Source organism: Streptomyces sp. NPDC001443 (assembly GCF_053597355.1).
On record NZ_JBSFIA010000016.1, the window covers coordinates 130,792 to 153,898 of the forward strand.

20 protein-coding genes and 2 pseudogenes are annotated in these 23,107 nt (G+C 69.9%); 5 read left to right on the plus strand and 17 right to left on the minus strand.

Annotation, left to right across the window (positions count from 1 at the left end; genetic code table 11):
• The first annotated feature begins 148 nt into the window (after positions 1–148).
• Both ACWC24_RS18870 and ACWC24_RS18875 read left to right on the plus strand, forming a co-directional pair.
• Complete coding sequence (locus tag ACWC24_RS18870; protein ID WP_450663953.1) at positions 149–1,426, plus strand: transposase; 1,278 nt, start codon at positions 149–151, stop codon at positions 1,424–1,426.
• A 172-nt stretch (positions 1,427–1,598) separates the two neighbouring features.
• Positions 1,599–1,727, plus strand: a pseudogene (locus tag ACWC24_RS18875) (IS21-like element helper ATPase IstB); the annotation flags it as partial.
• Positions 1,728–1,790: 63 nt separating this feature from the next.
• Here ACWC24_RS18875 and ACWC24_RS18880 read toward each other — a convergent pair.
• The gene (locus tag ACWC24_RS18880; RefSeq protein WP_450663954.1) at positions 1,791–2,123 is read right to left on the minus strand and encodes a DUF5958 family protein; all 333 of its coding nucleotides are present in this window, start codon (positions 2,121–2,123) and stop codon (positions 1,791–1,793) included.
• A gap of 466 nt (positions 2,124–2,589) precedes the next feature.
• Here ACWC24_RS18880 and ACWC24_RS18885 point away from each other — a divergent pair.
• A pseudogene (locus tag ACWC24_RS18885) lies at positions 2,590–4,473 on the plus strand (FAD-dependent oxidoreductase).
• 178 nt (positions 4,474–4,651) lie between these two features.
• Here the strand turns inward: ACWC24_RS18885 and melA are convergent.
• From melA to ACWC24_RS18910, 5 genes are all read right to left on the minus strand, one after another.
• Positions 4,652–5,962: an alpha-galactosidase gene (melA, locus tag ACWC24_RS18890; protein WP_450663955.1), complete on the minus strand. Its 1,311-nt coding sequence runs from the start codon at positions 5,960–5,962 to the stop codon at positions 4,652–4,654.
• A 249-nt stretch (positions 5,963–6,211) separates the two neighbouring features.
• Positions 6,212–7,102, minus strand: coding sequence for a carbohydrate ABC transporter permease (locus tag ACWC24_RS18895; RefSeq protein WP_450663956.1), 891 nt, complete (start codon positions 7,100–7,102; stop codon positions 6,212–6,214).
• Complete coding sequence (locus ACWC24_RS18900; protein ID WP_450663957.1) at positions 7,099–8,037, minus strand: carbohydrate ABC transporter permease; 939 nt, start codon at positions 8,035–8,037, stop codon at positions 7,099–7,101. Before ACWC24_RS18900 ends, ACWC24_RS18895 begins: the two co-directional genes overlap by 4 nt.
• Before the next feature lie 11 nt (positions 8,038–8,048).
• A complete protein-coding gene (locus ACWC24_RS18905) occupies positions 8,049–9,380 on the minus strand; it encodes an ABC transporter substrate-binding protein (protein ID WP_450663958.1) in 1,332 nt (443 codons plus the stop codon).
• Positions 9,381–10,122: 742 nt separating this feature from the next.
• On the minus strand, positions 10,123–10,938 hold the full coding sequence (locus tag ACWC24_RS18910; protein WP_450663959.1) for an endo alpha-1,4 polygalactosaminidase: 816 nt from the start codon (positions 10,936–10,938) through the stop codon (positions 10,123–10,125).
• A 547-nt stretch (positions 10,939–11,485) separates the two neighbouring features.
• Between ACWC24_RS18910 and ACWC24_RS18915 the strand changes: the two genes are divergently transcribed.
• On the plus strand, positions 11,486–12,721 hold the full coding sequence (locus ACWC24_RS18915; protein WP_450663960.1) for a Gfo/Idh/MocA family protein: 1,236 nt from the start codon (positions 11,486–11,488) through the stop codon (positions 12,719–12,721).
• 70 nt (positions 12,722–12,791) lie between these two features.
• Here the strand turns inward: ACWC24_RS18915 and ACWC24_RS18920 are convergent, their stop codons facing one another.
• The 6 genes from ACWC24_RS18920 to ACWC24_RS18945 form a co-directional block, all read right to left on the minus strand.
• Positions 12,792–12,926 carry a hypothetical protein gene (locus ACWC24_RS18920; RefSeq protein WP_450663961.1) on the minus strand — a complete coding sequence of 45 codons (135 nt, stop codon included), beginning with the start codon at positions 12,924–12,926 and terminating at the stop codon, positions 12,792–12,794.
• Between the two features lie 35 nt (positions 12,927–12,961).
• On the minus strand, positions 12,962–13,810 hold the full coding sequence (locus tag ACWC24_RS18925; protein WP_450663962.1) for a class II fructose-bisphosphate aldolase: 849 nt from the start codon (positions 13,808–13,810) through the stop codon (positions 12,962–12,964).
• Positions 13,811–13,924: 114 nt separating this feature from the next.
• Positions 13,925–14,848, minus strand: a complete 924-nt coding sequence (locus ACWC24_RS18930) for a DMT family transporter (protein WP_450663963.1) — start codon at positions 14,846–14,848, stop codon at positions 13,925–13,927.
• Entirely contained in the window at positions 14,841–15,845 is a 1,005-nt protein-coding gene (locus tag ACWC24_RS18935; protein ID WP_450663964.1) for an N-acetylglucosamine kinase, read from the minus strand. Before ACWC24_RS18935 ends, ACWC24_RS18930 begins: the two co-directional genes overlap by 8 nt.
• 34 nt (positions 15,846–15,879) lie before the next feature.
• The gene (locus tag ACWC24_RS18940) at positions 15,880–17,052 is read right to left on the minus strand and encodes an SIS domain-containing protein (protein ID WP_450663965.1); all 1,173 of its coding nucleotides are present in this window, start codon (positions 17,050–17,052) and stop codon (positions 15,880–15,882) included.
• Positions 17,049–18,347, minus strand: coding sequence for a D-tagatose-bisphosphate aldolase, class II, non-catalytic subunit (locus ACWC24_RS18945; protein ID WP_450663966.1), 1,299 nt, complete (start codon positions 18,345–18,347; stop codon positions 17,049–17,051). Before ACWC24_RS18945 ends, ACWC24_RS18940 begins: the two co-directional genes overlap by 4 nt.
• A 149-nt stretch (positions 18,348–18,496) precedes the next feature.
• Here ACWC24_RS18945 and ACWC24_RS18950 point away from each other — a divergent pair, with 149 nt between their 5' ends.
• Positions 18,497–19,291, plus strand: coding sequence for a GntR family transcriptional regulator (locus ACWC24_RS18950; protein ID WP_450663967.1), 795 nt, complete (start codon positions 18,497–18,499; stop codon positions 19,289–19,291).
• Positions 19,292–19,691: 400 nt separating this feature from the next.
• Here the strand turns inward: ACWC24_RS18950 and tatC are convergent, their stop codons facing one another.
• The 5 genes from tatC to ACWC24_RS18975 form a co-directional block, all read right to left on the minus strand.
• Positions 19,692–20,597, minus strand: a complete 906-nt coding sequence (gene tatC / locus ACWC24_RS18955) for a twin-arginine translocase subunit TatC (protein WP_450663986.1) — start codon at positions 20,595–20,597, stop codon at positions 19,692–19,694.
• 174 nt (positions 20,598–20,771) lie between these two features.
• Positions 20,772–21,035: a Sec-independent protein translocase subunit TatA gene (gene tatA, locus ACWC24_RS18960; protein WP_450663968.1), complete on the minus strand. Its 264-nt coding sequence runs from the start codon at positions 21,033–21,035 to the stop codon at positions 20,772–20,774.
• Positions 21,036–21,362: 327 nt separating this feature from the next.
• On the minus strand, positions 21,363–21,773 hold the full coding sequence (locus ACWC24_RS18965) for a hypothetical protein (protein ID WP_450663969.1): 411 nt from the start codon (positions 21,771–21,773) through the stop codon (positions 21,363–21,365).
• 272 nt (positions 21,774–22,045) lie between these two features.
• A complete protein-coding gene (locus tag ACWC24_RS18970) occupies positions 22,046–22,441 on the minus strand; it encodes an ATP-binding protein (protein ID WP_450663970.1) in 396 nt (131 codons plus the stop codon).
• A gap of 135 nt (positions 22,442–22,576) precedes the next feature.
• Positions 22,577–22,747, minus strand: a complete 171-nt coding sequence (locus ACWC24_RS18975) for a hypothetical protein (protein ID WP_450663971.1) — start codon at positions 22,745–22,747, stop codon at positions 22,577–22,579.
• Positions 22,748–23,107 lie beyond the last annotated feature (360 nt).

Consider the following 23,107-nt stretch of genomic DNA (forward strand, 5'->3'; position numbering starts at 1 on the left):
GCACTTGCCGTGCAGGTTGCTCCTTGGAAGTGGTGTACCGGTTCCCACTTGATCCGGGTGTTTGTCCCGGCGTCGGAGTGAGGGGCCGGATATGAGAACGGCCACCGGCTGATCTTCGAGGTGCCGAAGCTCGAAGGAGATCAGCGCGATGACCGCATCGGACAGTCCGCCCCTGCGCGCCCTCGCCGAGGACAACCTCGCCTCGGCGAGTCCCGATCTGCTGCGCGCGATGGTCAAGACGTTCGCCGACGCGCTCATGTCCGCGGAGGCCGACGCCCTCTGCAACGCCGAATACGGACAGGTCGGCGACGAACGCGTCAACGGCTACCGCCCACGCGAGTGGGACACCCGCGCGGGAACCGTCCAGCTCGCCGTCCGCCTTGCTTGGTCGAGCGGCCCGAGTCGGTGCGGGGTGCTGGGCGGAGAGCGGCTGGAAGCCGTGACCACGGGAGACGGTCGGCGATCGTGCTGCAGTCGTAACAAGCCCCGGGTTCCGCGCCGGCGGTTCCGCGACATAACCTCCTCACCACTCCGGTCCTGCACCCCGGTGCGGGGCCGCTCTTGTATCAATCCCCCTGCGACGGATAATCCCGTGGCCGCTTCGGTGGCTGCGGCGGCTTGCGGCTCCTGGGCGCCGATCGAGCACGTTGCTCCGCGACCGGCCGGACGCTTCCGTGCCGGACGCACCCCACCCCATCGGAGGGCAGCGGCCATGACCACGCTCGACACCACCACGACCGCCGAGCACGCCCCTTGGACAACCGGCACACACCTGAGCGAGGCAGTCAGCGCCAGCCTCTTCCCCCGGGAAGACATGCCGGTGCGGATCACGGACGTCGCGAGCGCAGGACATTGCGTGCCCGTGCTGGCAGTCGCAGGCGGCACCGCCTCGGGCAAGTCGACCCTTGCGGAAGCGTTCGTGCTCCACCGGCCCGGGGATGTGGCTCTCATCCACCTCGACGACTTCTACGTGCCCGCGCACGATCCACAGCGCGGGATGCGCACGCTGAGCGCCACGGGTGCCGAAACGCTGGACTGGAACCATCCCGGTTCCATCGACGAGGACGCAGCGGCTGCCGCGGTTGACGCAGCGGCTACCAGCGGCCGGTACCGCCTGGTTGTGGTCGAGGGTCTGTTCGCCCTCGCTCTTCCCAAAATCGCTGGTCAGGCCACCTGGGGGATCTACGTCGATGCACCCGATGACGTGCGCCTGGCCCGGAAGCTGTTGCGCAAGATCGAGATTCAGTGCCAGGACCCGGCGATCTCTCTGCGCAACTACCTGAACAGTGGCCGCGAACGTCACGCGGACTTCGTCGCCCCTTCCCGGGCCCGGGCGGATCTCGTACTCGACGGGATGATGCCGACGGCGGACCTGCTGACCGCGGTCGACAACCTGGTCGGCCCGCATGTTGCGGCCGCCCGCTGAACCACGGGACAGATGTGGGGCTCGGCAGCTTTTCCACGGTGCTGAGCCCGGGGCGTGCTGCATGGTCGGGTTCAGGCGCCGGCCCAGAGTCGTGGAAGCTGTTGGTACTGCCGGGTGCGGCCTGGCGACTCGGTTCGCTCATGAGGCGCCTGATCATGTCGTTGCTGTTCAGACCGACCCCCGGCTCTGCGCGGCCATCGTCGACCGGCTGACCTTCAAGGGCGCCGTCATCCAGACCGCTACCGAGTCCTACCTCCTCGCTCACCCCAAAGCCCAAGCCGAACGCGCCCAGGTGAGCTGACCGGGCGCCGCACGGGAGGGGCTTGCCCGATACCCAGCCTTGTCAGAGCCGGAATGCCCGATGCTACAGCTGCTCGGTTGCCGCCGGCAGGTGGTGCCATGCATGTCCGCAGGTGCCTTTGCAGTGCGTCTCGCGGCGGCGGGTGTCGGCCGTGGCGAATACGGAAACGAGGACGCGGAACGCTTTGACGTGTTCGGCGGAGGGCAGGTCCGCGAACCCGTAGCGGGGCGGGTCCATGCAGATCATCACCGAAGGGTTGGCCGAGGGCTTCACACCGGACCGCGCCACCCCCGCACGGCCGTCCGCAGCTGTAATGTGCGCCTGCATCGCGTAGCCGGCGACTTCCTGCAGAACCTTCTGCCGGCGTGTCGGGTCGAGGCCGGAGAACCAGTCCACGCCGGCGTCCAACGTGCGGAGCCCCTGGGCGATCTCGTTGACGACCCGCTCGGTCTCGCGCCGGAGGGTGCGGCCGTCGTCGCGATCCTCGGCGCCACCGACGCCGAAACGCTGACGCTGGAACGCGAATGGGTCGACGGCATCGACATCGGCAAGGCCGTCGCATACCTGTAGACAGTGGTGAGCCCCGCCTGCAGCTCATCCAACTCCCGCTCGACCAGCCGATTCCGCTCACTCTGCTCGAAGAAGCCGAAGCTCTCGGAGAAGAGCTGTGCCAGCGGGGGCATGACCTGGCCGCGAACCCATCACGGACGAACCGTAAGGCAGCTGGCGATCCAGCACCGGCAGAAAAGCCTGCACCTCGGCTTCACCGGCCCGCCCGAGAAAGTCGCCGTCGAACTGGCCGACCTCTTCCGGCGAGAGCGGCAGACGAATTCGTCCTGCCGCACCGCCACCTGCCCGAAGGATTGGAACTGCTCACGAGCGCCCCGGCGAGGAAATCAAGGCCTGCGTGGCCCTTACCCCTGGAGCGGCGCTCTCCGAGGAGGAACTGATCGCCTGGTGCAAGGAAGAGATGGCCGGCTGCAAGTGCCCCCGTCCGGTTGAGTTTCTCGATGCCCTGCCCATCAACGCCATACGCCATCGGCGAGATCCGCAAGCGCGAGCTCCGGGACACACACGGGGACCCCCTCAGCCGACCGGTGACGCGGACCGGGGACATGGGTACGCTGGATGCCCGCGTGATCGAGGGGGACCGATGAGCACCGCGCTCGACAGCGTCGACTACGTCATCGTCGGAGCCGGGTCGGCCGGAGCCGCTCTCGCCGGCCGGTTGACCGAGAAGAGTACGGCCTCGGTGGCCCTGCTGGAGGCGGGCGGCCCGGACAGGAAGGCGGCCATTCACATCCCTGCCGCTTTCTCCCAGCTCTTCAAGACCGAACTCGACTGGGACTACACGACGGTTCCGCAGACCCCACTCTCCAGGCGTCCTGTCTACTGGCCCCGGGGCCGGATGCTCGGCGGATCTTCGTCGATCAACGCCATGATGTGGGTGCGCGGGTTCGCCGCCGACTACGACGAGTGGGGCGACCTCTGCGGACCGGATTGGTCGTGGTAGGGCCTGCTGCCCTACTTCCGCCGCGTGGAAGGGATCTCAGGCGCCACCGACCCGGACCATGGACGCTCCGGCCCCATGACCATCGAGTCGCAGCGCAACCCGAACCCGCACACGGCTGCCTTCCTCGACGCCGCCAAGGAGCTCGGCCATACCGTCGAGCCCGCCAACACAGCTACGCCCACCGGCTTCTCGCAGACGATGGTGAGCCAGCGACGCGGAGCCAGGTTCAGCACCGCGGACGGCTACCTCAAGCCCGCCCGTAGCCGCTCCAACCTGCACGTCATCACAGACGCGCACGTCACCCGCGTCCTCTTCGAGGGCCGCCGCGCCGTCGGAGTCGAATACGTCACAGGGGGCGTCGCACGCAAGGTGCTGGCACACCGTGAGGTCGTACTCAGCGGGGGCGCGGTCAACACCCCGCAACTTCTCATGCTCTCCGGAATCGGCGATGCCACGCACCTGCGCGAACGGGGAATCGACGTCCTCGTGGACTCTCCTGAGGTCGGTGCCAACCTCACCGACCACCTCATCTCCGGACTCGTCGTCGACGTGCCGGACAGGACACTGTTCTCCGCCGAGCGGCCCCGCGAGCTCCTGAACTACCTTGTCCGCCGCCGGGGCATGCTCACCTCGAACGTCGGCGAAGCGTACGGCTTCGTCCGCAGTCGCCCCGAGCTCGAACTCCCCGACCTCGAAATCGTCTTCGCCCCGGTGCCGTTCATCGGTGAAGGTCTCGTCAAGCCCTCCGGACACGGTGTCACGGTGGGCGCGGTCCTTCTCCGGCCCCAGAGCACCGGATCGATCAGACTCGCCTCACCGGATCCGCTCGACAAGCCGGTTATCGACCCGTGCTACCTCACGGACGCGGGCGGGACCGACCGTGAGGCCTTGATGGCCGGGCTCGACGTCTGCGAGCAGATCATCGAGCGGCTCACCGCCAGAGGGCTGTCCTCGGGCCGCTTCCTCATGCCCCCGGGAGGCGAGCGCCTGTCCCGTCACCGGCGTGACGCCCTTGCGCTGGCCGATCACGCCCACACTCTCTACCACCCGGTCGGAACAGCCCGGATGGGCAGCGACGATTCCTCGGTCGTGGACCCGCAACTTCGCGTACGAGGGACAGAGGGCTTGCGGGTTGCGGACGCATCGATCATGCCGACGATCGTTCGCGGCCACACCAACGCCCCCGCCATCGTCATCGGAGAAAGGGCCGCGGATCTGCTCGGAGCAAGCTGAAGCGGCAGCGGCCACACCTCACCCGATGGAGGCCTGTCATCGTACGGCGGGTCCGTGACGTCGCACGAGCTGCGGTGCCACTGGATCTGCCATGGGCCGTCCGGGGCTCTCCGGAACGAGCGGGGTGCGGGGGCGTTCGGTGGCCGTCGCGGTGGCGCGCGGGTGCGTCCGCGGTCGGTCATGAACCCAGACGGGTGCGCAGTCCCGGTTGGAGGAGATCGCCGTGGGCGGTGACCATGTCGTCGCACAGGCGCCAGATGTCCTCGACCGGCAGGGCCGCGGCCGTGGCGGGGTCGGTCATCGCCGCGTGCCTGATGTGCCGCGGGTCGTCCTCGACGGCCGCCCGCACCGCCAGGTCGTTCGCGCTCAGATAGGTGCGGTTGAGCGCCGCGAGCTGAGGCGGTAGGGAGCCGACGCGGGTGGGCTGGACGCCCAGCGCGTCCACCAGACACGGCACCTCGACGGTGCCGTGCGCAGGCAGATTGTCGATCAGGCCCCGGTTGGGGACGTTGCCGTAGACCGTACGCGGGGTGCCGGTCACCATGCTGTGGATGATCTGCGGTGCGTACTCCATCGTCCCCTCGACGGCGACCGGCGTCCCGGCGGCCAGCGCGTCGCGGGTCCTCTCGTAGGTGGCGACGTTCTCGTCGACGATCTTGAGGTACTCGCCGATCGGCAGCCGCAGCCGTTCGACCTCGCTGTCGTGGTGCAGATACCAGGGAACGTACTCGGAGGAGTGCTCGCTGGTCTCCGTGGGGTAGTAGCCGAGCCGACGGTACATGTCGACCCGGACCCTGCGGCGCAACTGGTCGTCGGAGGCGATCAGTTCGTCCAGCTTCGGGTAGAGGCTCCGGCCCTGGTGCTCGAAGCGCAGCACCCACGCCTGATGGTTGACGCCCGCAGCGTGGTAACTGATCTCCTCGTAGGGCACCTTGACGAGGTCGGCGAGGTCGCGCATCGTCCAGTACACCGAGTGGCACAGACCCGCCACCCGGGTCAGGCCGGTGGCCTGCGTCAGGTACTGGACGTTCATGGCCATGGGGTTGGTGTAGTTCAGCAGCCAGGCCTGCGGGCAGACCTCGGTGATGTCCCGCCCCAGATCCTTCAGGAAGGGGAACGTGCGCAGGGCGCGGAAGATGCCTCCGATGCCGAGGGTGTCGCCGATGGTCTGGCGTACGCCGTAGCGGGCCGGTACCTCGAAGTCGGTCCGGGTGGCCTCGACCATGCCGATCTGCACGATGTTGATGACGAAGTCGGCGTCGGCCAGGGCTTTGCGGCGGTCGGTGTCCGCGGTGACGTCCGGCGTGGCGCCGAGGGCGTCGGCGATGCGGACGGCGGCCGCGTGCGCGGTGGCCAGACGCTCGGTGTCGATGTCGTGCAGCGCGATGCGCGCGGACTTCAGTTCGGGGAACGCGAGGAGGTCGGCGAGCAGTCCCTGGGTGAAGACGACGCTGCCTGCGCCGATGAGGACGATCTTGGTGGTGGTCATACCGGGCTTTCCTCGGTCTCGGAAGGGCGGGGGAGGACTTCATCCCGCGTGGGCTGTGCGGTCGTACCGTCGTAGGCACGGGTGGAGGCGGCTTCGCGGACCGCGCCGAAGCGAACCGCTCCCGTGAGGGGCGTTGCGTCGAGCGGACCGACGGTGATGTCGGGGCCGGTGTCACCGGTGTCGGGCAGATCGAAGGTGTGCGGCACTGAGGTGTTCCCGCCTGGGTGGTGTGTCGGGTGACGAGTGGGGTCAGCCTTTGAGACCGGTGGAGGTGATCGACTGGATGAACGCCTTCTGCGCGCCGAGGAAGGCGAGCAGGACCGGCAGCACGGTGATGACGTTCCCGGCCATCACGGCTGCCCACTGCGTGTGGTGCTGTCCCTGGAAGGTCGTGAGGCCGAGCTGGAGCGTGTACCGGGTGTCGTGGTTGATGGCGATCAGCGGCCAGGTCAGGTCGTTCCAGGTGCTGAGGAACGTCAGGACGGCCACCGTGCTGAGGGCCGGCCGGGACAGCGGCAGCACGATCCGCCACAGCACGTGCAGCCGTGAGCAGCCGTCGATCCAGGCGGCCTCCTCCAGTTCGCGGGGCAGCGAGAGGAAGAACTGCCGCAGGAGGAACACCGAGAACGGCGTGACGAGGGACGGCACGATCAGCGCGCCGAGCGTGTCGATGAGGCCGAGCTGCTTCATCACCAGGAACGTGGGGATCATCGTCAGCTGGAACGGGATCGCCATCGTCGCCAGCATCAGGCCGAGCAGCAGCCGGGAGCCGGCGAACCGCATCCGGGCGAACGCGTAACCGCCCAGGGTGCCGAGCACGAGGTTCGCGGTGACCGTGACGAGGCTGACGAGGAACGAGTTGGCGAACCAGCGGGGGAACATCGCGTTGCCGAGCACGTAGCGGTAGCCGCCCAGGTCGAGGCGGGAGGGCCACAGCGCCGGCGGGAAGCGGTTGATCTCCGCGTTGCTCATCACCGAGCTGAGCACCAGCCAGATGAGCGGTACCGCGAACAGCAGGGCCATCGGCGCGAGCAGCAGGTGCCAGGGGCTGAACGGCAGGCGCCGGAGTCGCCGGCGGGTGTCGGGCCGGGCGGTCGGGGCGCCCTGCGCGGCCTCTGCCGGGGCGGAGACGGCGGTCATGCGGTGGCTCCCTGGAGTCGGCGGCGGGCGATCTGGAACACCAGGCCGATCAGGCCCAGGGCCGCGGCCAGTACGTAGGCGGAGGCGGCGCCGTACCCCGCGGTGGCGTTCTTGAACGCCTGCTCCCAGATGAAGTAGACGATCACCGTGGTGGATCCGAGGGGTCCGCCCTTGGTGGTGACGTACACGAGGTCGAACGTCTGGAGGGCCTCGATGGTCTGCCACAGCAGCAGGAACACCGAGACGGGTCTGAGCGTGGGCAGGGTGACGTGCCGCAGGATCCGGAAGCGGCCGGCGCCGTCCAGCCGCGCCGCCTCGATCAGCGAGGCCGGCACGTCCTGCAGCGCCGCGAGGTAGATGACCATGCAGAAGCCGGTACCGCTCCACAGACTGATCGCGACCAGCACGGGCAGCGCCTGGGACGGATCGTTGAGGAAGCCCTGCGACGGGATCCCGAGGTAGTGCAGTACCGCGTTGGCCGCGCCGAACTGCGGGTCCAGGATGAACGAGAACAGCACGCCCTGCGCGGCGGAGGAGACCACGAACGGGACGAAGAACAGGGTGCGGTAGAGCCCGACGAAACGGATGCGCCGGTTCAGGGCGAGGGCGAGCAGCAGCCCCACGACCATACTCGCCGGAACGTACAGCCCGGTGTAGAGCAGGGTGTTGTGCACGGCCTGGCTGAAGTGGGGGTCCTGGGCGAGGGCGCGGTAGTTGTCCAGGCCCACCCAGCGGCTCGGGGTGACGAGGTCGTCGGCCTGGAAGGACAGCAGCAGCGACCAGACGATGGGCACCACGCCGAGACCGAGGATGATCAGGACCGCGGGTGATACGAACGTCCAGGCCATCGTGGACTCGGCGGCCCGTCTGCGGCGCAGGGCGCGCCGGTTGTCCGGGGGCCGGGGCAGAGTGATCGGGGTGGGCACTCGGGACACGGCGGATCTCCTCAGCGGGGTATGAGCAGTGCGGCGTTGGCGTCGGCGGCGCAGGAGCGCAGTGCCTGGGCGGGACTGCTCCGGCCCAGCAGCACGGCGACGACGGCCTGTCCGAGGGCCTGCGAGATCTGCGGGTAGGCGGCGTGCACGGGGCGCACGCGGGCCGAGTCCAGTGCCTTGGTGAACACGTCCAGGCCCTCGGCGGCGTTCTCCTGGTGCTGCCAGGCGGGCAGGTCGCGGGTGCGGCGGCTGAGCGGGAGGCTGCCCGCGTCGATGTCCCAGCGCACGTCCTGAGCGGGCTGCATCAGCCAGCTGACGAAGGTCTTGGCGGCCTTCGTGCGGGCGGCGCCGTTGTCGAACACCGTCCAGGTGTCGGGTCCGCTGATGGTCACCGGCCGGCCGGAGAAGGTGGGCAGCGGGACGACGTGATAGTCGATCTTCGCCTGCCGGATGTCGGGGAGCTGCCAGGGTCCGGTGACGGCCATGCCCATCCGGTCGGACAGGAAGACCTGGTACATCTGCTCGCTGCCCGGCTTCGGGTCGACGTAGACGCTCTTGTCCCGGGCGAGGGCGGCCACCACCTCCAGGGCGCGGGTCCCGGCGTCGCCGCCGAACCCGATGTGCTTGCCGTCGTGGGCGACGACGTCCCCGCCCAGATCCCAGATCATGGGCCACATGCGCCAGACGGTGTCCTCGTCGCCGACGCCCGGCCAACCGGTGCCGAATCGGCCGCGGCCGACGTCGGTGAGCGCCCTGGCGGTGGCGACGAAGTCGTCCCAGTGCCAGTCCGCTTCGGGCAGCGGCAGTCCGGCCTGCCGGAAGAGCTTCCGGTTGCAGACCACCGCGAGCGAGTCCAGCAGCGCGGGCGCGGCGCGTACCTGGCCGTTGACGGTCACGGCCTGGCGGGCCGGCAGCCAGTAGTTCGTCCAGGGCGTGCCGGCGTGCCCGACCATGTCGGTGAGGTCGGCGACCTGAGGGCTGTGGGCGACGCTCGCCAGGTCGGAGCCGAAGATGTAGGCGATGTCCGGGTAGGAGCCGGCGGCGAGGGCCGCGGTCACCTTCTGGAGCATCGCGTCGGCGAGCACCCCGCCGCCCAGCTCCACCCGGATGCGGGGGTGGCTGCGCATGAACGAGTCGGCCAGGGATTCCATGGCCTTCTTGCCGGTGTCGGTCTGCCCGTGCCACATCTCGATCGTCACGGTGCCGTCGGCACTCACGCCGTCGTCGCCGCCCGCCGCGCAGCCGGAGGTCCACAGGCCCGCGGCCGCCGTGGTGGCCAGAGCGGCGCCGGTGCGCAGCACGGTGCGCCGTCGGGGCTGTGCGCTGCGGGTGACCGCATGCATGGGTACCTCCCGTATGGGGCTGTGGGACACGCGCCTGTGCGCAGGAGGCGCGTCCGGTGTACGGCGTTTTGGCCGTGGCGACGGAGCGTGGTCCCGGCGGGTCTGGGTGTGGCCGGTCTCGGGTGACCGGAGCGCCGCGGGGCCGGTGCTCAGCGTCGGGCGCGGAGCGAGCGGGACGGTCGGCGAACGGCTGCCGTCGGCGGTGCGGGTGTGCTCCGCAGCGAGGGCGGCCGGGTGCGGGCGCCGGGTGACCGCAGGGGGCGACCCGCACGTGAGGCGCGACCGGCCGTGGTCGTCGTGCCTCGCCGTCCACGGGGAGTCGCATGGAGACGGATCATGTCCAAGCCCCAGAACATGGTGGGTACGTCCCCGCCTCGGACACCGACCTGGTCCTGGCGACTCAGTCCGGACTTCTGGCGCGTGGTCAGCTACCGGCTGGGCGTACCTCTGCCGCCGAGTGCTTCGACTACGGCGTTGATCAGGAGTTAAACGACGGTGCCGGGTAGCTGTCAAGAGGGAAGCGGTGACTGGATCTGCGTGAAACGCCGGTGAAACCTGCATGACTGAGCATCAAGTCTCCGTATGCCACCAGCCGTCGACCGGCTGACGCGCGGTTTCATGGCCGACGGCGCGGTCTGTCCGCGCGGGTGTAGGCGATGCCGGCCTACGGCGGCTCGGTGCGCCGTCACAGGCCGACACGCGTGTCAGGCGCGCCCAAGGACGCGATCAGTGCGGGATGCGCCTAGCAGGTCTTGCGGACGTATCCACTGCTGCCGGCCGGCGAGACGTCCACGTCGCGCTGGACGATGCTCAGCGTGCCGCCCCACCCCCTGCACGCCTTCGACTTGCCGGAGTTGGTGTACTCGATCACGATCACGTTGTTGCCGAAGGCGCTGGTGTAGTCGCCGCACTCGTCGTACTGGCCGCACTCCTCGGCCACCGCGAAGTCGAGGCCGTTGGCGGTGCGGTTGCCGGCCAGCTCGGGGGTGTTCTTCTGGGCGATGGCCAGACCGTCCGTGTGGGCGCGGGCGGAGAGCAGCTTGATGAACGCCTGTGCGTTGTTCGCCGTCAGGCGGCCTCCGGAGCGGCTGTAGCTGTCGTAGTTGTCGGGCTCGACGGCCTGGAAGCCCTTGTCCCGGCAGCCGTCGATCTGCGATCCGATCTGGCCGGCGATCCGCTGGCGCTTGGCGTCCGTGCCGACGTCGAGGAGTGCCTCGCCCCAGTCCTTGTCGTAGACGACCTTGCCCGCGGAGTCGCGCAGCAGCAGGTCCGACGCCCACTCGCCCTCGGCGCCCGGTTGCGCCTGGAAGGCGTTGACGTAGCAGATGTTGTACAGGCCGGCGGCCGGGGAGGCGGTGTGGTCACGGGTGACGACCTTGACACCGGTGGGCGGCGTGTAGGCGCCGCCGATCTGGTAGTCGAAGCCCGTGTGCGTGGGCGGCAGGGACACGGTCGCCGCCTGCGTCGAGGGTGCCCCGACGAACAGAGCGCCGGTCAGCGCGGCCGCGCCGATGACCGTGCCGATGAGTTTGAGAGTGGTGGTGTCGAGGTGGCTCATGTCGTGAGCTCCAGAGGAAGCGGGCACGTCCCCGCCTCGGACGAGTGGGGTGTCCTGGCGACTTGGGCCGGGCTTGCGGCGCGGGGCCTGCATACCGGCTGGGCGTGCCTCTGAACGCGGAGCACGTGGCTCCGGTGTAGTCCGAGAGTAAAGCGAGCGCCTGTGAGGATGTCAACGGTGGCGAAGTCCCGCTTTGGCGAGGCGAGTTGGAGGTCCGCATGGCAGGTCGCGACGGCCGGCGGCCGGTCACCGCGGCGCGCGGACCGCGGTGTATTTCGCGGTCGAGGTCCCCGGGCATCGCCTTCGTGCCCCCCTCGGCGGCACGTCGGCGACGACGTCCGAGCGTAGAAAGAAATGCTTGAAACTGCTTGATGTAAGCGTTGATTGAGCACCTTCGAGCATCTAAGGTCGTCGGCGTGACGGCCCAACCGGGGACGCTCCGCCGGTCCGGGACCGTCCACCGCCGCGCACCACGGCCGACCCTCCGACAGGCCCAGGACGTCCGGGCGTCGGCCATGTCTCCCTGTCCGCGACGAAGGGATGCCTCATGGCCGACCGGCCTGCCGCGCCGGAACTGCGCGTCGGTGTCGTAGGCACCGGCCAGCGAGCCGGGCTGGCGGTCCTGGCCGAGCAGCCCGGCTCGGCCCGCGTGGTCTCGTGCGCGGATCCGTCCGAGCGCGCCCGCGCGGACGCCCGGAAGCTCTTCGGGCCCGACGTCCAGGTCCACGAGCGCTACGAGGACATGCTCACGGACGACCTCGACGCCGTCTTCGTCCTCACCCCGGACGACCTGCACACCGTGCCGGCCCTGTACTTCCTCGAAGCCGGCGTCGCCGTGTTCGTCGAGAAGCCGCTGGCCGTCGGACTCGACGACTGCGACCGGGTCCTGGCCGCCGCGTCCCGCACCGGCACCCGGCTGTACGTCGGGCACAACCTCCGCCATCTGCCGGTCCTGCGCACCATGCGCAGGCTCGTCGACGAAGGGGCGATCGGCACCGTGCGGGCCGTGTGGTGCCGGCACTTCGTCGGCCACGGCGGCGACTACTACTTCAAGGACTGGCACGCCGAACGGGCCCGGACCACCGGCCTGTTGCTGCAGAAGGGCGCACACGACCTGGACGCGATCCACTGGCTCGCGGGCGGCTACGCCCGAACGGTGACCGCGCTGGGCGATCTGTCCGTCTACGGAGCCAGCCCGCACCGCCGTACCCGGCCCCAGGGCCCGCAACGGGTGCAGGACTGGTTCGACGAGGGCGTCTGGCCGCCGTCGGCGCTGCGCGATCTCAACCCCGTCATCGACGTGGAGGACATCAGCATGGTGCTGGCCCGCCTCGACAACGGAGTGCTCACCAGCTACCAGCAGTGTCACTTCACACCCGACTACTGGCGCAACTACACCGTCATCGGCGACGAGGGCCGCATGGAGAACCTCGGGGACGGCATCGAGGGCGACGCCCCGTCGATCAAGGTGTGGAACCGGCGCCGTTCCGGCTACCGGCCCAAGGCCGATCTGACCGTTCCCCCCACCGAGGCGGCGGACGGCGCGCACGGCGGTGCGGATCAGTCACTCGTCGACGAGTTCCTGCGCTTCGTCGCGTACGGCGGCTCGACCGAGACGTCGCCCGTCGCCGCCCGGGAGGCCGTCGCGACCGGCATCGCGGCCACCACGTCCCTGCGCTCGGGGGGCACCCCGGTCGACGTCCCCGCTCTCGCCCCGCACCTCGCCGACTACTTCGCGCGCCACCAGCCCGGTTCGCGCGGCCCTGCCTCCCGGATCGACTGAGCCGGGACAGCCGGGTTCACCTCGGGCACGGGTGGGCCCGCAGGGGCCGGCCCACCCTTCCACGCCCAGGTCATGCCGACGGTGACGCCGTCGTGCGGTTCGGCGCGCTGCCGGCGTCGCTCAGGCTGACCGGTACCCGCGGTACGGAGTACGGCGTGGCGGTGCCCAGGGTGAGCGCGGCGGTGAAGTCACCGGCCTGGGTCACCTCGGGAACCGAGGCGTCCAGGCAGCCGGTGACGGTCAGTGCGCCAGCATGGTGAGCACGCTGTGGACGGTGGTGGCCACGGCGTCGCGGGCCGGACCCAGGTACTTGCGCGGGTCGGTCAGTGCGGGCAGTGAGTGCAGTGTGTCGCGTACGGCCCGGGTCAGGGACATGTTGAGCGCCGTCCCGATGTTGATCTTCACGATGCCGGCTCGGACCGCGGAACGGAGTTCGCCGTCCGGGACTCCGGAGGAGCCGTGCAGTACCAGAGGGACCGCAACCGCTTCTCGGAGCCGTTCGATGAGCGCCTGGTCCAGCGTCGCCGACCGTTCGGTCATGGCGTGACTGCTGCCCACCGCGACCGCGAGGGCGTCCACGCCGGTGCGCGCCACGTAGTCGGCGGCTTCCGCCGGGTCGGTGCGTACACCCGCGGTGTGCGCGCTCGCGGGGGCGTCCGGCTTTCCTCCCACATGGCCCAGTTCGGCTTCCAGCCAGAGCCCCGCGTCGTGGGCCCAGCGCGCCGCCGAAGCGGTGGCAAAGACGTTCTCGGCGTAGGGCAGGGCCCCGGCGTCGAACATCACGGAGGAAAAACCGCAGTCGGCCGCCTGGTGCAGCAGTTCCACGTCGGTCACGTGGTCGAGGTGGAGTGCGATCTCGACCGCGCTGGACCGGGCCATCGAGGCCGCCGCCAGAGCGAGCGGAAGGAGCTGGCCCCTGTGATATCGCACGGCGTTCTCGCTGATCTGCAGGATCACGGGCCGTTCGGCCGCCTCGGCGCCGGTGATGATTCCCTCGGCGTGCTCCAGGGTGATGACGTTGAAGGCGGTGACGCTACGGCGTTCGGTCGCGGCGTGGGCGACCAGCTCGCCGGTGGGGGCCAGAGGCATGTGTGTGCTCCTCGCGCGGGGACTGTCTGAACCTGCGATGTCCGTGTGCGGTGGTTCGGATCAGGCCGACCTGCGCGGGCCTGGCGTGATCCGAACCACCGGAGAGCGGGGTGCCTACGGGCCCGCCAGCGGCGCCGACGGAAGGCGGGGCTCGGGGGTCTCTTCGCGCTTCTCGTCGGCGTACACCATCAGAGTGGATCCGCCGAGGGCGAGGACGATGCCGATCGTTCCCCATATCGTGGGCAGCGTCTGGTAGATGACCAGCGACAGCACGATGGTGAGGACGGGTGCCAGGGCGTTGGTGATCGGTGCGACGACGCTGGCCTTGCCGCGGCTGAGCGCCATGACGAGGAACAGCGCCCCCGCGGCGTTGAGGACCTGGGTAGCGGCGGTGAGTGCCGGAGCCTGCCACGGGGCGTCGGGCAGCCCGCCCATCATGAGGACGGCGACGGGGACGAGCAGCAGACCGCTGATGGTCATCCACCCGAACGTGGTGGCGTCGTTGACGCCGGCGAGGGCGGCCTTGCGCATGAAGAACGCCTGGGCGCCCCAGGCCACGCAGATGAGGACGGACAGCAGCAGCCAGGACCCGGTGCCGGCCGAGCCGTGGTCGCCCGCGGGGATGCTGATGAGCACGATGGCGATCAGCGCGGCGACCACGCCGATGACGGCCAGTCGTCCGATCCGCTCCCTGAGCATGGCCACGGCCATCAGGACGGTGATCACCGGGGAGAGCGAGACCACCGGGAAGATCAGGTAGGCGGGGCCGTTGGACAGCGCCTGGAACAGCAGGAGTTGACCGCCCGCCCCGGTGAGTCCCGCCGCGAGCCCGTAGACCGCGGCGATCGGCCTGCGGTCGAACCGCTCCCGGCGCAGCGCGACGGCCGCCGGCAGCAGCATGGTGAAGGCCCAGATGACGTAGATCATCTCGTTCGGGTAGCCGTACCGTTCGGTGGGCTGGCTCGAGAACGCTCCCCAGACGCCCCAGAACAGGACGAGCAGACCCGCGTACAGGATCCAGTTTCTCTGGTCACGCATGGCGGTTCTCCGTGGTGGTGATCCCCGAGGTGGAGCGCAGGGCGGCGAGCGCTGCGTCGTCGAGTGGGGTTCCGGCGAGTTTCGCCGCGTAGACGGCCGCGCCGACCATCGGTTCGAACAGGGGGTGGCGCAGTTCGTAGCGGGCCGTGCCGCCGCGGAGTTCGGTGGTGAACGCGTCGAGTACGGCGGCCGAGCCGAAGACTCCGCCCGAGTAGGACACCGGGACGGGTTCGGTCGCGGCGAAGCCCAGCCGACGGCGCGCACTGTCCACCAGCAGGGCCAGTTCCTGTCCGGCCTGGGTGAGGACGGCGGCGGCCTGTGTGTCGCCCAGTCCGGCCGCCTCCACCACGAGGGGGCTCAGCGAGGCGATCTCGCTGCGGTGCCCCTGCCACCGGTTGAGTACGACGTCGATCACTTCGAGGTCCGTGGTCAAGTCGAGATGGCGGCGCAGGAGTTCCGCGAGCGGACCCTCGGGCAGTCGGCCGTCGCTCATCCGGGAGAACACGTTCAGCGCGCGGGCGGCGATCCAGTACGCCGACCCCTCGTCGCTGAACAGTTCGCTCCAGCCTCCGGTGCGCACACCGCGGCCGTTGCGCTCGCCGTAGGTCATCGATCCGGTGCCGCTGATGACGTTGATGCCGTCCACCGCGCCGAGCGATCCGGCCCAGCCGCAGATCATGTCGTTGTCGCACGCGTAGCGCCGGTGGCCCAGCACCTCGCCGGGGACGGCGTCCAGCGCGGCGACGTCGCCGGGCACCTCCCCGTACCCGGGCAGGCCCAGGAACGCGTAGGCGATGTCCGCGGGCGTGATGCCCGACTCCTGCGTCACGGCCCGGACTCCCTCGCGTAGGACCTGCGCGACGTGCTCGACACCCCCGGTGGCGTTGTCCGCGAAGTAGTAGGCTCCCTCCGCGACCGCCCGGGCCCTGATGGCGCCCGCACCGTCGACGAGGCAGAAGGCCGTCTTGGTGCCTCCGCCGTCCACACCCAGAAACATCGTTGTTCCTCCGCTCGGCTTTATCTGGACGCTGTCAGGCGACGTCGTCGCGTCGCTGGGGGAGCGGATGCACGGTCACGCCCTGCACCACGCGGTTCACCTCCCCGGAGGGGAAGGGGTTGTCGGGCCGGATGCCCTGGCGCAGGGACGCGCGCAGCGCGACCAACTGCGCACACAGCACCGCGGGAAGGGCGAGGACGGTGTCGTCGACATCCGTGAGCCCGGGAAGCAGCCAGGTGCCGTCGTCGGGCAGTCCGTCCCGTGACGCGGAGACGGCGACGACGCTGCCCTGCGCCAGCCCCGCGCGCAGTTCGGCGAGGATGTCGAGGTCGTAGCGGCGCGTGTAGGGGTCGTTCGACACGTAGACGACGACGGCCGTACGGTCGTTCAGGACCGACTTGGGGCCGTGGCGGAAGCCGAGCGAGGACTCCGAGGACGCCACGAGCGCGCCTCCGGTCAGCTCCAGCAGCTTCAGGGCGGACTCCTGGGCCAGCCCCTTGAGCGCGCTGCTGCTGCCCAGGTACACCAGCCGTTCGGGTTCACGGGCCAGCAGCGCCTCGATCTGCGGGCCGAGGGCGCCCGCGGTGATGTGCTCGGCCGCCGTGGCGGGGGCCTCGACGGCGTCCGTGGTGAGCGCGCCCAGGGCGAGCAGGGACGCCAGGAGCATGCAGGTGAAGCTCGACGTCATGGCGAAGCCCTGGTCGTTCGACGCGGCGGGCATCTGCAGGACGTGGGAGGAGGCGCTCTCGCCGTGGAGGCGTGCCAACTGCCCGGCGCCGTTGCAGGTGATGACGAGGTGGTGCACGTGTGCCAGGACCTGGTCCGCCAGCCGGGTCGCCGCCACACTCTCGGGGCTGTCCCCGGACCGGGCGAACGAGACGAGCAGCGTGGGGACGTCCTCGGGGAAGGACGCGTGGGGGTCGGCGACGATGTCGGTGGTGGAGACGGCATCGGTGCGTCGGCCGGTGGCGCGCGCGACCGCGGCCCGGACGACTTCTCCGGCGAAGGCCGAGGTACCGGCTCCCGTGAGGACGATCCGCAGGTCCTCGTCGGCGAGCAGGGGTGCGAGGAAGGCGTCCAGGGACTCGCGTCCACCGGCGACGATCGCCCCGACCTCACGCCACACGTCGGGCTGCTGGACGATCTCGGCGGTGGTGTGGTCGGCCCCGCAGTCCTGAGGCACCAGGTCCTGGGTGGTGGTCTTCACGCGTACTCCTTGTCATGGGTTCGACATGCACGGTCGTAGTCGCGCAGGGCGTCACGGACGTGATCGACCACGAGGTCGCGCGGCGTCGCGGCCAGGGCCCCGGTCCGCACGCGCCGGTACTGGTCGGGCAGGTGGGCGCTCAGCAGAGGGAGCGGGATGTCGAGGCCCGAGAGGTTGGTGAACAGCCGGTCCTGCGCCGCGGCGATCTCGGGGTCGGGCCAGTAGCAGCGCATGCGGTAGCTGTAGCTGTAGCTGTAGCGCCTGGCCAGCCGCTGATCGGCGGCGTCGCCCCCGTAGTACCCCTCCCACCAGGAGGGCTCGTCACGCATCCGCCGGTCGACCACCTCGCTCAGCCGGGACCGGGATCCGGCCGGTACGAGTTCGTCCTCGATGTCGGCCGGCGCGAACAGGGCCTCGCGCAGGGCGAACGTCAGGCCGGGGCCGACCTTGAGCACCGCCCAGTGGTCCTCCACCAGGCCGGCCAGTGCGTCCACCGTCTGGTAGTCGGTCGAGTGGGCTTCGAAGACCATGCCGGGTTCGTCGGCGAGGACCGTGCGCAGCTCGGCCGTCCGCTCCCGCCGGTAGTCGAACACCTGGAGGTGGTCGAACTCCACGCCGGGCTGTACGACCAGGGCCATGACACGAGGCCAGACCCCGGCCACACCGTGCTCCTCGAACGCGCGCCGGTTGTGCTCCAGCGTCACGCGAGCCGCCTGCGGGCTGGTGGCGGCCATGCCTTCCAGCGTCTCGTGCGCCCCTCCCGGCACCGGCACCTCGGTTCCGATGACATAGCGAAGGGTGTCGGCGGAGTCGCCCGCGGTGGTCTCGGCCACGCGCACCAGGCGTGCGGTGCGCTCGGCGACCAGGCTGTCGGTCGGCGGAGCTGCGTCGTCGGCGCAGACGAAGCCGCAGTCCAGGTGGATCTTCGTGAAGCCCGCCCGGACGTAGGCCGCGACGAGCTCGTCCGCTTCGGCCATCGCCGACTGAGTGGGCAGTGACCGCCACCGGTTGGGGCCCAGGTGGTCTCCGCCCAGAACGACCCGGTCCAGCGGCAGCCCGTGCTCGACGGCGATGCCGTGCACGAGTTCCCGGAAGTCTTCGGGCCGCATGCCGGTGTAGCCGCCGTACTGGTCCACCTGGTTGGAGGTCGCCTCGGCGAGGACGGTGCCTCCCGAGGCGAGGGCCTGGCGGACCGCCGCCTCGATGACCAGCGGATGGGCCGAGCAGACGGAGGTGATGCCGTGCGGTTCGCCTGCCTTCTGGCGGCGGACCACTTCGTCCAAGGGGTTCCACATGATCGCTCCAGGGCTCTCCGAAGGGCTCGGCCGCATCTGTCGGCGCGCCTTCGGAAACGTGACTGGAACGGTACTGGTCTCATCTCTGGCACGTCAATGGTCTGTCATTGGTATGCAACTGGTCTGCTCCAAACTGGTATACATCTGGTATGTCTTCTTCGGATCGTGGTATTCCTCAAGGGCTGTTGAGTGGGGACGCCCTGCCGCTGTACACCCAGGTCGCCGGACGCCTCCTGGACGACATCGCCGAGAAGGGTGCCCGGCCGGGAGACCGACTGCCGTCGGAGCGGGCGCTGGCCACCCGGTACGGCGTCTCGCGCGTCACCCTTCGCTCCGCCCTGAACGAACTCGCGGAGCGCGAGATCATCGAGTCCGCGCCGGCCCGCGGATGGTTCCTCGCCGAGGGCTACGAACGAGTCGCCCCCACAGCGCCTCCGTCGGCACCCGGTCAGGCGGCGGCCCAGTCGGTGCAGGGCTTCGCCGACTACGCCGAGCAGCAGGGACTACGGCTGCGCGACTCGGTCCTGGAGGCCAGGGTCCGGCCTGCCACGGTTCAGGAGTCCGAACTGCTGAGGGTCGGCCCGGGGGCCTCACTCTTCGAGATGCGCCGACTGCGCTACCTGGACGACATCGTCGTGGTGCTGGAGCACAACCGGCTGCCTCTCGCCCTGTGCCCGAAGCTGGCGGAGACGGACTTCACCAAGGACACGCTCTTCGCCACACTCCGCCGCGCCGACCCGCCCCAACTGCCAAAGGTCGCCGACTACTCCGTGGAAGCCCGTCACCCGACGGCGGAGGAGCGGCGACTGCTCGAGATCACGGACGCGACTCCTGTGCTCGTCGCCACCCAGCTCGCCTTCAACCAGAACGGACAGCCCCTCGAACTCACCGCGGCCGCGTACCGTGGCGACCGCTACCACTTCCGGGCCTCCATCACCGGGTGAGTGCGGACAGAGGCCGACCGCGGGGAACGGATGCCCCGGCGACGCGACTTGACGGGGGAGGGGCTTCCGGACAGGACGCGGGGCGCCCGGAGCCGGGGCCGGAACGGCTCAGGCCAGGCAGTGTCGACAGGCATGTGACAAGCTGTCAGAGCCTGTGCAGATCCAGGTCAGTTGGCCGCTAGCTGTCCGCCGCGGGCTCGCAGCCGGCGCAGCCCGCACCCTCCCCGACGGCGTCGTTCCCCGTCCTCCCGCCTTTAAGCGTTCACTCTTGGGGCTCACCAGTACGGGACCCCTGTATGCGCGATCCCGCGACGCTCCCGGAGCAGGACGAGGGCGAGTCCCGCAAGGCGTAGGAGGGATGTGCGCCGGGTTGTCCGGATGGAGGCGGAAGCGGTCTGACTCACTGCACCGCCTTACCCGCCGCGCGGTCGTCGTCAGTATCCGGTGGCGCGGGCAGGGCCTGGCTGGCGGCCACCGATTCCACTTCGCCGATGTCCTGCGGTGTGAGGTCGAGGTCGCAGATCTCGTCGTCGCCGGGCCCCTCTGCCTCTCTTCGGGCCTTGCGCCGGTCGTTGAGAAGCGAAAAGGCAACGGCGGAGAGATAGAGCATCCAGATCGGCGCGGCCAGCGCCAGCATGGTCAGGGGGTCCGTGCTCGGCGTTGCCACAGCCGAAAAGGCCGTGATCCCCACGATCATGCCGCGCCATCTGCCGAGCATCCGCCGGCCGGACAGCACCCCGGTGAGGTTCAGCATCACCAGAAGCAGTGGCATCTCGAAGGAGAGACCGAAGACGACCACCATCCGGGTGACGAGGTTGAGCAGATCATCCAAGGGCAGCAGATTCTCCACCCCGTGCGGGGTGAAGCCGATCAACACCTTCGCGGTCGTGGGCAGCACCTTGTAGGCGAAGAAGGCGCCGCCGAAGAACAGCGGGACGCCCGCGCCGACGAACGCGTAGGCATATCTTCGCTCGTGCTTGTGCAGGCCGGGGGCAACGAACGCCCACAACTGGTACAGCCATACCGGCGAGGCCAGCACGGCACCGGCCATCAGGGACACCTTCAACGCCAAGGTGAAGGGCGCGAGCAGACCGTTGATCGTGATCCGCGCGCAGGCGGTTCCCCCGGTCTGCCTGGCCAGATGTGCGAAGTCTGTCGGGCAGCCGACCGAGTGCAGCACCGGCCTGGTGAAGAAGTTGATGATTCCCTTGTAGGAGAAGGCCGCGGCGATGGTGACGACCAGGATGGCAAGGACGGCCTTGGCCAGCCGGTTGCGGAGCTCACGAAGGTGCTCCGCAAGCGGCATCCGTGCCTCGGGATGCTTGTTGTTGTTGCGGACTGGCTGGGGCACGCCGCGTCCTCATCTCGTGCGGCAGACCGGAGACTGCCGGCCTGCGTCAGTACTTGATCGTCCGCCCGGGAGGCTTCGGGCAGCGTCTCGTACGGGGAAGAGCCAGGGGGCGCAGGACCGGGCTCGGTCTCAGTGGCTGGTCGTGCTGTCCGTGGGCGCGCTGCGGGCGGTGTCTCCGGGAGCGCCCGGGACCGTTCGCGGTCCCGGTGCAGGCTCGGGTCGTGGCTCGTTCGAGGTGCTGTCGCCCTTCATGGCCTCGGCCTCGCTCTTGAGGATCCGCATGGACTTGCCCAGCGCCCGGGCCGTGTCGGGTAGTTTCTTCGATCCGAAGATCAAGACCACCACCGCGGCCAGGATCAGCAGGTGCCAGGGCTCCAGGGCATTGCGGAACATCGTCACACCACCCCTTCGAACGCGTCGGGCTGCCCGGCCGGCGGAGCGTGCGGGGGCGTTAGGAACGGATGGACGCTCAGCCGCTGTCCCTGGGAGCAACCATGCTCGGGTGCGTGGAACTGCCGATGGGGCTTTGCGTTCTGCCACGGTGCGCTCATCAGCTTTCCCTGGCGTGAACGTACTTGCCGCCGCTCTGCGTGAAGTTCACGCAGGACTGTCGGGTATGTGAGGCGACACGAGTGGAGCGGGTCGGCCACCGCGGGAGCGTGCCGGGTGCCGATGTCCTTGCTGGTCATGCGTCCTGCTCCTTGTCGGGTTGGGGTCGGTTCAGCTTCCGGGGCGCCCGGCGGCCGTCCAGGCGGCGTACTCCTGACGGACGTAGAGGCGGTGGTCGGGGGCGCGTGTGATCGCGTCCGGAGGGTGCGGGCCCGCCACCAGGTCGGGGTGGCGGCGGTCGTACTGGACGAGTTGCTCGGCGGTTTCTGCGGCGGCTGCGACCGGGCCAGGTCTGTCCAGGGCCATCCGGTCCATGAGGGCGGCGCGGCGCAGCAGCCAGGCGCGTTCGGCGGTCCGCGCATCGACCGGGGGGCCGGTGACGGGCCTGGCCGCACGACCGTCACGCTCGGCCCCGAGAGCGAGCACTCGGTGCATCTCGCGGCGTAGGTCCGGCGCATTCGCGTACACCTCCTGCGGGGACGGGGAGGTGATGTCCGCGCCGCTGCCCGGGGTGACGTGCACGCCGGACACCTCTGCCGGTACGCAGGGGCCGGTGCCGCAGCGTCGACATGGCACCGTGTCGTGGCGGAGGGCCGGTGGGTGTGCCGCGGACCGCATGGGTACCTGGACCAGGCCTGGGCAGCCGTCGACGGGGCAGGGCTCGTGGGTCGCGAAGGCCCGCTCGGCGGGGTCGTCGGGTGCCCCGGCGCTGCACGTGCCCCTGGTGACCCGACGCCGCGCTCCGGTGCCGGCCCCGGCAGAGGGACTCGACTCGTGCAGAACGCCCGGCCCGGTCATCGCGAGCACCTGAGGCAGGCGCGGACCTCGCGGCCGCCGCGTGTCTGGTGGATTTCGGTCGACTGGGCGAGGTACTGGACGATGCCGGTGCCTCGGCCGTGTTCGTCGGGGGCCCTGTCGGGGCGATGGCGCTCCACGGCCATGCCGGAGTCGGTGACCACGATGTGCAGAGTGCCGTCGTCCAGGGCGAGCAGCACGGTCATGCGCTCGCGGCCGTACTGGGCGGCGTTGGCGGCGAGTTCGTCGACGATGAGAACAGCGGAGTCCCGATCGCCTGTGGGCACGCTCCAGGTCTCCAGCAGATCGCCCGCGAAGTGACGAGCGGCGGAGACGTGCGTCTTCTGCGCGGGCAGGGTGAGCAGCGCCTCGTGGCGGCGGGGCTGGTCGAGCAATGGACTCGGGCTGGGGGAATCGGTTGCAAACATGGTCTTCTGGCATTTCTGTGGATGTGCGGAGACCGGAACGGGGAGACCCGCCAACGACTTCGGGACTCTGTCGGTAGGCCGGAGCCTGTATGGCGCGCTCATTCAGTTCCACGGGCGACGCACACCGAACGGTTCGAGCGATTCGACCCTTTTGCTGGATTTCTTGCGTTTCACGTCGATGTCGGCGGCCCCGGCTGGGCTCACTCGCCTCAACCGGAGCTCGATGCCGTCCTCGGCCGGACCGGGCACCGGCCAGGTCGCGGCACTCGGCATGCAGACATCCTGGGTCTCATTCGGTGTTGACCGAGGTGCATCAAGTCGCTTGAGGACTGGACCTGTTCACGGGAGCCGGAGGTCGGGTCGACCAGTTCCCGGAAACGGTCGGCGCGCCATGAGCCGGACCCGGGGCCCCGGCGTGGTGGCCGGCTCGCCAGTGCCCGCAAGCCGCGTGACGGTCGCGGGCCTGAGTCCCGCGACCGAGCCGCAGAAAAGACTGCCCTGGTGCCGGCGCAGTCCTCCACTGACAGACAGTGCCGGCGAAGCACCCGCAGTAGCTGACCGGCCCCGGGGGCGCGTGGGACAGCCGTGGTTACGTCAGGGGCAGTGCGTGGGCGCCAAGGGTGCGCCGCGGGC

What these genes read in the sequence shown, in the direction of transcription:
- melA (WP_450663955.1), bottom strand. Translation starts at nt 5,962, where the DNA reads ATGACCACCACCAAGATCGTCCTCATCGGCGCAGGCAGCGTCGTCTTC.
- ACWC24_RS18925 (WP_450663962.1), bottom strand. Translation starts at nt 13,810, where the DNA reads ATGCCTCTGGCCCCCACCGGCGAGCTGGTCGCCCACGCCGCGACCGAA.
- ACWC24_RS18950 (WP_450663967.1), top strand. Translation starts at nt 18,497, where the DNA reads ATGTCTTCTTCGGATCGTGGTATTCCTCAAGGGCTGTTGAGTGGGGAC.
- tatC (WP_450663986.1), bottom strand. Translation starts at nt 20,597, where the DNA reads ATGCCGCTTGCGGAGCACCTTCGTGAGCTCCGCAACCGGCTGGCCAAG.
- ACWC24_RS18905 (WP_450663958.1), bottom strand. Translation starts at nt 9,380, where the DNA reads ATGCATGCGGTCACCCGCAGCGCACAGCCCCGACGGCGCACCGTGCTG.
- ACWC24_RS18910 (WP_450663959.1), bottom strand. Translation starts at nt 10,938, where the DNA reads ATGAGCCACCTCGACACCACCACTCTCAAACTCATCGGCACGGTCATC.
- ACWC24_RS18945 (WP_450663966.1), bottom strand. Translation starts at nt 18,347, where the DNA reads ATGTGGAACCCCTTGGACGAAGTGGTCCGCCGCCAGAAGGCAGGCGAA.
- ACWC24_RS18870 (WP_450663953.1), top strand. Translation starts at nt 149, where the DNA reads ATGACCGCATCGGACAGTCCGCCCCTGCGCGCCCTCGCCGAGGACAAC.
- ACWC24_RS18935 (WP_450663964.1), bottom strand. Translation starts at nt 15,845, where the DNA reads ATGTTTCTGGGTGTGGACGGCGGAGGCACCAAGACGGCCTTCTGCCTC.
- tatA (WP_450663968.1), bottom strand. Translation starts at nt 21,035, where the DNA reads ATGTTCCGCAATGCCCTGGAGCCCTGGCACCTGCTGATCCTGGCCGCG.
- ACWC24_RS18915 (WP_450663960.1), top strand. Translation starts at nt 11,486, where the DNA reads ATGGCCGACCGGCCTGCCGCGCCGGAACTGCGCGTCGGTGTCGTAGGC.
- ACWC24_RS18930 (WP_450663963.1), bottom strand. Translation starts at nt 14,848, where the DNA reads ATGCGTGACCAGAGAAACTGGATCCTGTACGCGGGTCTGCTCGTCCTG.
- ACWC24_RS18975 (WP_450663971.1), bottom strand. Translation starts at nt 22,747, where the DNA reads ATGCCGAGTGCCGCGACCTGGCCGGTGCCCGGTCCGGCCGAGGACGGC.
- ACWC24_RS18895 (WP_450663956.1), bottom strand. Translation starts at nt 7,102, where the DNA reads ATGACCGCCGTCTCCGCCCCGGCAGAGGCCGCGCAGGGCGCCCCGACC.